General features: G+C 58.5%; 10 protein-coding genes and 1 tRNA gene. 8 read left to right on the top strand and 3 right to left on the bottom strand.

Annotated features, from left to right (window positions below; translation table 11 throughout):
- Window positions 1-536: 536 nt before the first annotated feature.
- Together rpoH and Q2941_RS49520 are read right to left on the bottom strand one after the other, a co-directional pair.
- Entirely contained in the window at window positions 537-1,436 is a 900-nt protein-coding gene (gene rpoH / locus Q2941_RS49515; protein ID WP_027525262.1) for an RNA polymerase sigma factor RpoH, read from the bottom strand.
- 220 nt (window positions 1,437-1,656) lie between these two features.
- Window positions 1,657-2,664 (bottom strand): RluA family pseudouridine synthase, encoded by a 1,008-nt coding sequence (locus Q2941_RS49520; RefSeq protein WP_458197234.1) that lies wholly within the window; start codon window positions 2,662-2,664, stop codon window positions 1,657-1,659.
- On the opposite strand from Q2941_RS49520, the gene Q2941_RS49525 reads away from it, so the two are divergent.
- The 4 genes from Q2941_RS49525 to Q2941_RS49540 all read left to right on the top strand — a co-directional run bounded on the left by Q2941_RS49525 (window position 2,663) and on the right by Q2941_RS49540 (window position 4,929).
- A complete protein-coding gene (locus Q2941_RS49525) occupies window positions 2,663-3,004 on the top strand; it encodes a hypothetical protein (protein WP_254110441.1) in 342 nt (113 codons plus the stop codon). The two genes, Q2941_RS49520 and Q2941_RS49525, sit on opposite strands and share 2 nt — an antisense overlap.
- 112 nt (window positions 3,005-3,116) lie before the next feature.
- Window positions 3,117-3,707: a DUF2846 domain-containing protein gene (locus tag Q2941_RS49530; protein WP_458197235.1), complete on the top strand. Its 591-nt coding sequence runs from the start codon at window positions 3,117-3,119 to the stop codon at window positions 3,705-3,707.
- 148 nt (window positions 3,708-3,855) lie between these two features.
- Window positions 3,856-3,930, top strand: a tRNA-Glu gene (locus tag Q2941_RS49535).
- 300 nt (window positions 3,931-4,230) lie between these two features.
- Complete coding sequence (locus tag Q2941_RS49540; protein WP_458197236.1) at window positions 4,231-4,929, top strand: hypothetical protein; 699 nt, start codon at window positions 4,231-4,233, stop codon at window positions 4,927-4,929.
- A gap of 48 nt (window positions 4,930-4,977) precedes the next feature.
- Here the strand turns inward: Q2941_RS49540 and Q2941_RS49545 are convergent, their stop codons facing one another.
- A complete protein-coding gene (locus tag Q2941_RS49545) occupies window positions 4,978-5,196 on the bottom strand; it encodes a hypothetical protein (protein ID WP_458197237.1) in 219 nt (72 codons plus the stop codon).
- Window positions 5,197-5,234: 38 nt separating this feature from the next.
- On the opposite strand from Q2941_RS49545, the gene Q2941_RS49550 reads away from it, so the two are divergent.
- The 4 genes from Q2941_RS49550 to Q2941_RS49565 all read left to right on the top strand — a co-directional run bounded on the left by Q2941_RS49550 (window position 5,235) and on the right by Q2941_RS49565 (window position 7,780).
- Entirely contained in the window at window positions 5,235-5,429 is a 195-nt protein-coding gene (locus tag Q2941_RS49550) for a helix-turn-helix domain-containing protein (RefSeq protein ID WP_458197238.1), read from the top strand.
- A 228-nt stretch (window positions 5,430-5,657) separates the two neighbouring features.
- A complete protein-coding gene (locus Q2941_RS49555; protein ID WP_458197239.1) occupies window positions 5,658-6,341 on the top strand; it encodes a hypothetical protein in 684 nt (227 codons plus the stop codon).
- Between the two features lie 296 nt (window positions 6,342-6,637).
- Window positions 6,638-7,234: a hypothetical protein gene (locus tag Q2941_RS49560; protein ID WP_458197240.1), complete on the top strand. Its 597-nt coding sequence runs from the start codon at window positions 6,638-6,640 to the stop codon at window positions 7,232-7,234.
- 318 nt (window positions 7,235-7,552) lie between these two features.
- Complete coding sequence (locus tag Q2941_RS49565) at window positions 7,553-7,780, top strand: hypothetical protein (protein ID WP_458197241.1); 228 nt, start codon at window positions 7,553-7,555, stop codon at window positions 7,778-7,780.
- Window positions 7,781-7,958: the final 178 nt, after the last annotated feature.

Raw genomic sequence — 7,958 nt, forward strand, 5'->3', positions numbered from 1 at the left:
GTTTCGATGGATATACCAGGACGCACGAAAGAAGCGGCTCTCCACGCGGCTGTGCGGGTGGATGAGCGGTGTAACGAACCGCAAATACATGACAACACGGCGTACGCCGTGTTGCGTCACGCCCCTCGTAGCCGGATTGAATGAACGGAAGAACAGCCGCGAAGCGGCGTTCAGCTCATGACCGATCGCCGATCACCGATGGGCGGCGGCGGTCAAAACGTGTCGATCTGAATTTCATGCCGCCTCCCTTCCGAGCGTTGAACAAAAAGGGCGCGATATCGCGCCGGGGCGCAGCACATACACCAGCAAACGTCCTGCGACAAGCGTGATTGATTGGGAATGATTGACTGGGAAGCGTTGATCACGCTTTCGACGTCACCGTTCTCAATTGCGGTCGAGCCGCAGCCTGCGCCTTTGAGAACGCGCCAAGCCAACTGCGGTGGCAGTGCTCCAATCATTGACCAAAAAAAGCCGGCGTTGCCGCCGGCTTTCTGTCTCTTCGATCCGCCAATTTCTGGCGCTGAAAAATCTCGCGCTTAGTGCGCGGCTTCTAGCGCTGCTTGTTCCTGCTTCGCGATCGTGCCCTTGACCGCGGCCTGCACCTTCTCGAAGGCGCGGACCTCGATCTGGCGGACGCGCTCGCGCGACACGCCGAACTCGGCTGCGAGGTCTTCCAGCGTCATCGGCTCGTCCGCAAGGCGCCGCGCCTCGAAGATGCGGCGTTCGCGCGGGTTGAGCACGCCCATGGCGCCGTTCAGGGCGTCACGGCGATGATCGTATTCCTCGTGCTCGGCCATCAAGGCTTCCTGGTTGGGCGAGGTATCGACCAGCCAGTCCTGCCACTCGCCGGCCTCGCCGTCGTCGCGGATCGGTGCGTTCAGCGACGCGTCGCCGCCGAGGCGGCGGTTCATGTCGATGACGTCCTGAGCCGTGACGCCGAGGCGGCTCGCGATCAGCTTCACCTGGTCGGGGTGCAGATCACCCTCGTCCAGCGCCGAGATCTTGCTCTTCGCCTTGCGCAGGTTGAAGAACAGCTTCTTCTGGTTCGCGGTGGTGCCCATCTTCACGAGCGACCAGGAACGCAGGATGTACTCTTGAATCGACGCCTTGATCCACCACATGGCGTAGGTGGCGAGACGGAAGCCCTTCTCGGGCTCGAATCGCTTCACCGCCTGCATCAGGCCGACATTGCCTTCCGAGACGACCTCGGAGATCGGCAGGCCGTAGCCGCGATAGCCCATGGCGATCTTGGCCACGAGACGGAGGTGGCTGGTGACGAGTTGATGCGCCGCGTCGCGATCGTCGTGCTCGCGCCAACGCTTGGCGAGCATGTACTCCTGCTGGGGCTCCAGCATGGGGAACTTGCGGATCTCGGCGAGGTAACGGGAAAGGCCGGATTCTCCATTCAGAACCGGCAACGTGGCTGCACGGGCCATACTTGCGCCCTCCAAAGGTTCAGGCCCCCGATAGCGGCGGGCCAGGCAGACGACCGCTGTGTTAAAGCCGGCCGGGCTGCGATGTTCCGCGTCCGATCATCTTCGAACGCAGGCGCAATATACCCCATGGGGGGTCATTTAGGGAAGGATTACTGACGTCACGTCCCCGTGTGGCTGCTATAACTTTTTGTAATGTAAAGCTTTTCTGAAGGGGCCTGCGTCATAGCGCCGCTTTCAGCCTGCCCTGGAGAAGAAGCAAATCCTCCGGCAGAGGCTGTTCCCAGTGCAGCAGTTCTCCGCTTCGCGGGTGCTCAATTACCAGTAGATAGGCATGCAAAGCCTGCCGGCCAAGGGCGGCCAGCGCCCCTTGCGATTCAGGCCCGAGCTGGTTCGCCTTGGTCTTGAAATGGGGGCCGTAGACGGCATCGCCCAGCAGGGGGTGGCCGATATGGGACATGTGGACGCGGATCTGGTGGGTGCGGCCGGTCTCGAGCTCGCAGGTGAGCAGCGAGGCCACCGGCTTGCCGTCGCGCCCGGCAAAGCTCTCCATGATTTCCCAATGGGTCACCGCCGCGCGGCCGCTTTGCCGGACCGCCATCTTCTCCCGCGCGTGCGGGTGGCGGTCGATCGGCGCATCGACCGTGCCGCGCTGGCGGTTCGGCACGCCCCAGGCAAAGGCAAGATAGCCACGCCGCATCTCGCCGGTGCGGCCGTGGTCGGCGAATTGCGCCGACAGTGACTGGTGGGCGAGGTCGTTTTTGGCGACCACCATCAGCCCGGTGGTGTCCTTGTCCAGCCGGTGCACGATGCCGGGCCGGCGCACCCCGCCGATGCCGGACAGCGAGTTGCCGCAATGGGCGATCAGCGCGTTCACCAGCGTGCCCGTCTCGTGCCCGGCCGCCGGGTGCACGACCAGGCCGGCGGGCTTGTTGATGACGATGATGTCGTCATCCTCGAACACGATATCGAGCGCGATATCCTCAGCCTTGGGCTCGGCGGGGGCGGCTTCCGGCACGTCGATTGTGATCGTATCGCCCGGAGCGACGTGATAAGCGGGGTCGCGGATCGCCTCCGAACGAAACGTCACCGAGCCCGCCAGAATCAGGGTTTTCAGCCTTGATCGCGACAGGTCCGGCAGGCGGGCGGCCAGCACCCGATCGAGCCGGGCCGAACCCTCGTCGCCGGCGACGACAACCTCCAACTTTTGCGCTGACCCAGAGCCCTGCATGACGACCGAAACCGCTGTTCCCGAACCGACCCCCGAGCAAGCCGCGCTGTTCGCGCGGGTGCGGCGGATGATGCTGATCGCGGGGTTGACCACGGCGCTGGCGATATGCGCCGTGCTGATCGCGGTGGGCTACCGCCTTTTCAAGTCCGAGGGAAGGGCGGCCGAGGCCGTAGGTGACGTCACCGCCACCCTGCCGAAGGGCGCCAGGATCGTCTCGAGCGGGGTCGCCGGAGACCGACTCGTGATCACGCTCGACGTCGGCGGAGTGACCGAAATCCGCACCTACGACGCCCACACACTGAAGCCGGCTGGAAAGCTGAAATTTGCCAACGAGCCGTAGCGCGGACGACACGCGTTGTGACTGAAATCGTTGATCGGTCCTTGGTCAGTGTTGTCCTGTCCCGCAACTTCTGATTTAGCTTCAGTCCGGGGAATATGGGCTGGGACTGGGAATGGGTGGTATCAAGTCACGCGTCGTAGCAATTGCGCTCGTCATCGGGTGGGTCGGATGCACTGGTGCTGCGGCGCTTGCAGCGCAGCCCAACCAGGCCGGACCTCAGACCAAACCGGCAGGATCTCCTGCGCAGTCCAACCAACCCACAGCTCAGGTCAAACCAAAGGAAGCTCGGCTCGCGCGACTGTACTTCCTGCGGGAGAAGGGCATTTTCGGCGCGATGGGTGGGCTGGCTGCCTCGTCGGAGATCAAGATCGACGGCAAGCCCGTGGGCAAGATCGAGATGGGTTCGTATTTCGTCGTCGATCGGCCGCCGGGCGTCCACAAGATCGCCTCGCACACGACGATGGCCATGGCGGACTACGAGGTCGAAGTCCCGATCGAGGCCGGCCAGACCTATTACTTCGGGGTCGGGACGCAGCGGACCGGCCCCATCGGTCAGGACCTGCTCAACCAGGCTATCGCAGGCAGCAGCGGGCAGCAGATCCGATCGACGTCGCCATTGAAGTCCGCATTTGCCGGCGCGGGGCTGTTTCGGCTGGAGCCGGCCGCCGGCGCTGCCGCGATCGAGAAACTCAAGACGCCTTGAGTGTTCCCGGCGGTTTCGCTGGTGAGCAGCGCCCCGCCCGGCCATCACATGGTTAAGCTTGAGCCGCGGTCGCTTTGTATAACAGGCCTTTTCGCCCCTGATCGAGGCTTGCCGCCAGCGGAATTCGCGGCTATGTCCTGTCCCTCACGCTCCCTTCGTCTAGCGGTTAGGACGCGGCCCTCTCAAGGCTGAAACAGGGGTTCGATTCCCCTAGGGAGCGCCAACAAAATCAATAACTTATGCCGTTTGTTGGCGCGCACTACGGTGCCTTCTTCAAGTTTTCTTCAAGGCGATTTGTTAGCGCTACGCCTGTTCTGAGCCACCGAATGGTACAGAAAGCGACGTTCTACGTTGAAGGCCTGGTGCTTTCCTTCATCTCCAAGTCATAGCCTACGACCGAGCCGTTGAGACCGACAATACCGGTTGAGCGCGTAAGCTTCCGCAGTTGGGTGTGTCTGCGTGTTGTCTCCAATACCTGGCCGACATCGCGTGGTCTGCAGATTCGACGGAAGTGATGGATCGAATGAGAAGCTGGTTAGATTTTCAAGACACGTCGTTGGGCGAGAATGAGGTTTCTCTCGGAGCGGTATTTAACGAGGTTTGCGAGCTAATCACGGAGCATGAGCCTAAGTGGACCCGCGAGTGGAAAATCGCTCTAGACGATGCTCTCGAGAAGCTACGTGTTGAATCTCTGGACAAAGAGACCCTTGAAAGCTGGCATGTCCAGCAGAAGGCGACCCTTTTCCTTAGACTTGAGATCGAAAATGGGCGGTTGCAAGTCTATGTCCGAGATCCCATCAGCCAAGATGTTTCGCGTTTGCGTTCTGAAGATTGGATGAGCTTCTCGCCAAAGGAATACATTCCCGTTGGTGGCAGCGACAACTTTATCTTGGACGGCGATTATGGAGTAGTCGGAGCGGACGGCACGCGATTTCACGCGCAACTCGCCTCTGCGTTCGTCGACCGCCAAGAGATAAAAATACTCATCAATAAGCGACTTATCAGGTCGCACAACGACGCGCCTCAGGGGGCTGCAGTTAGGCAGGCGGTCCATGCTCTTTGGAACGGGGATGTTCCTTCGGGCATGGCTGCGAAAGCGCGCAATTTTGCGATTCAGGAATGGGTTCAGAAAAACCACAACGTCATTCCATCAATTGCAACCATAAAACGGGAATTGAGGGACGTGCGGCTCGAACGTAAAAAGCCGAAGTCTCACCGATGACCACAGTCGGGCTCTTCTAGGGCTCGACACTTCTTCAGGGAATGGTCGCTACATCTTGATGCCCGAACACGCTGTCGTTGCGGTTCGATTTTGAGCATCGACGCTGAACGAGCTTCGGAAGCCAAGGGCTAGCGCGGCATTTGGCAGCGCCGCAGTGAGAGCGGCTGCAGCGATAGCATTCATGGAAGCGATGAGCCCAGTTGAGCCGTACTTCAAATTGAGGCGAGTTTCATCGCGATCTAGATGAATTGCGTTGGCGGTCGCCAACGCGGTCTCCGGAACGTTTCCGGACTAGAGAGGCAATCATGAAAATGACTTACAGCATCGCCGAAGCGTGCCAACTCCTCAGCGTGGGCCGAACAACCCTGTACCACGCGATAAAAAACGGCGAATTACAAGTTGCTAAAATCGGGCGTCGAACCGTGATCCGGGCGGACCTTCTACGCGCTTTCGTTGATGGTCTGCCAGGTAAGGATGGCTCGGCGTCCTCGGGGAAATGATCGCCAAGTCCAAGGGTTGAAGAGCCACCCATTGAACCAGTATGGGCCGCGCCGAGGAGCAATCGGTCAGACAGCACGTATCCGATCCTCATCGTGGTTCTAGCAGCCGAGAGAAAGTGGACGCGCTCAGCTGCCGCCCTGTGTTCTCACCTACGTGGGTGTCATCCACCAACTGTTGCGATCGTACGCAACCATAGAAATTGACCTACCAAAAGTTTGGAACATCGAATGAAGAAGCCAGAACAAAACGAACTAATCGAAGCCTTTTTGAAGGAGCTTAAGCGCTGCGGAATCAGCATCAAGAAATCTAGCAAGGGACATCGTGCTTTGCTCCGCAGCTCTATGCAGACAGCTCAACGGATCATCGTGGAGCTCTCGAGCAATGAGACGCTGCAGTCGCAATTCGTCCACGCAGTGAAGAAGGCCGAGAAGGGGCGTAAAAATCCAACGACCTTCAATTGGCATCTAGAAGTGGTGGCAATGGCTACGGGGGCTTCATCGGGCAAGACCAGGAAATTGGCATCGAAGCGGGCTGGAGTCCTGGAATACCTTCGTGAACTTGGCGTGGCCGTAAACGAGACCGCCGCTACCGTCGAGAAAGAGGGACTGGAGAAGCTGTACTCCGCTTGGTGTAAAAGGAAAAAGGAGGCAGAAGCGTTGGCTGACGCCGGCAATGGTCATCACGAACCCCCGCAGAAAGCTCCTAAACGTGAGAAGACCCGCAACGACAAGGACGTCATTCTCCCGATTTGGATGAAGACCTCCGAACGCGAGCAACTCTTCGACCAGAAATTAGGTGCCATGCTCACGGTATTGGTCTCGCGGGTAAGCGAGGATGAAGGTGCCTTTAAGCTAAAGCACGTCATGGTCGCGGACAGCCTTGGCGAGTCGAGCGACGATTGGGTCGATTGACGCAACTATATTTAGTCCAGCCATAAGAAGAATAATGCTCCCCGGGCCCCAAGCCCCGGGGAGCATTCGTTTTTGCGCCCTTATTGCGTTGCGTCTCTTTAAGAGACCGTGCGAGGGGCTCTTCGTCCGATCCGACCGGCCATTTGTGATCCTGTAAATACTAGTTTCAGAGCACATAGCCGACGCGCTCAGTGGTTGCCCCGATGCGCGGTACTGCAAAATGGAGAATTCAGCCTCTCCATATGGATTCGCTTGGTTCTGAATTCACTCAAAAACCAGCTAAATCAGGATCACGCATGACCACTTATCACCAACTCTCAGAATCTGAGCGCCGGGAGAGAGTCGTTGAAGCCTATTCGCACCGCATCGGTGAGCTGATGGATGAAGGGCGACGGGCTTACTACCTGAATTTCATGTTCAACCAATTGCCAGGGGCGCGTCAGACACAGACGCAGATCATGACGCAGGAGGTGGAGCGAGTTCACTGGACCCTCATGCACCACATCGTCCGAAGGCCAAATGCGGAAAGATTTGCGCATTTGCGGCCGATCTTTCTCGGTTGCCCCGACCTTCCGGTCTTTAAATGGAATCGGGACAAGGTTGGCCAGTCCGTGACGGCTAACGATGGACTTCACTTCAATGCGGTTGCTCTCGTGCCGCCGCGGACCGATCCAATACTTCCGGTCGAATTTCAGTATTGGCTTCGAGGACCACTGTCGCGCTTGACGGTGCCATTGGATCAGCACTTTCAGGAGAACGGGCGAAAGTATCTGAACCGTCGGTTGGCGCGGATCGATGTTACCCCAATCACAGAAGGCACCATGACCGACTATACCTTGAAGACGTTCAAGCATGGCCGCATAGACGAGGATTCCATTCTTATTCTGAAATAGGTGTCTGAAGACTCGAATCCGAACGTTTGGCCGCGGCGGCAGTGCCTGACCGTAAGGCGATTGCCGCCGTGATGCGGAGGCTTCAAATGACAAGTGAGCGGTTGGCCCACGTTGGTGTGCAACGCGGGTGCATTCCAATCGCTATCTTCGTTCGAACCTCCAATCTCTCAAGGCGACGATTCTAGTATCGCCCTGTCGCTTGAGGCGATCAATTCGCGCAAAAAGGCGGTCCGCAATCGGAGCGATTTTGAAACTTGTAAATGCCTCCTAGAGGTCGCCGAACGCATGTCGCGGACGGGGCTCTCTCAGGAGATGACGATGAAAAAAGCGAATGCCAATGATGCCGCGGTCAATTCCAAGACATTTGACCTGATTGGAAATGTAGTTACCGTTGACGATCAGGTGCTGACACTGTTGGATCAATTGGTCGCAATGAAGCTACTAGTCGGATGGGAGGCATCTCAGCGGCACTACACCATAGGAAAGCGAATGAGGGACATTGCCACAAAGACTTCAAGCGCTGCTTCGATACATCCAACTAAATGATAGGGCGCTAGTTGCTGGCGACGGGCCGTGGAATCCACGGCCCGTCCTTTATATAGAGTCAATTGGTGCCCAATTGGGCTGCACCCATGTGGCGGTGGACCGTACTCATCCGAGGACGGCCGTCTTGTGGGGTTGTCCGGTCTGTAGCTGACTGTCGGTATGGATATCCTTACTGATA

It is taken from the genome of Bradyrhizobium sp. UFLA05-153 (genome assembly GCF_054185185.1).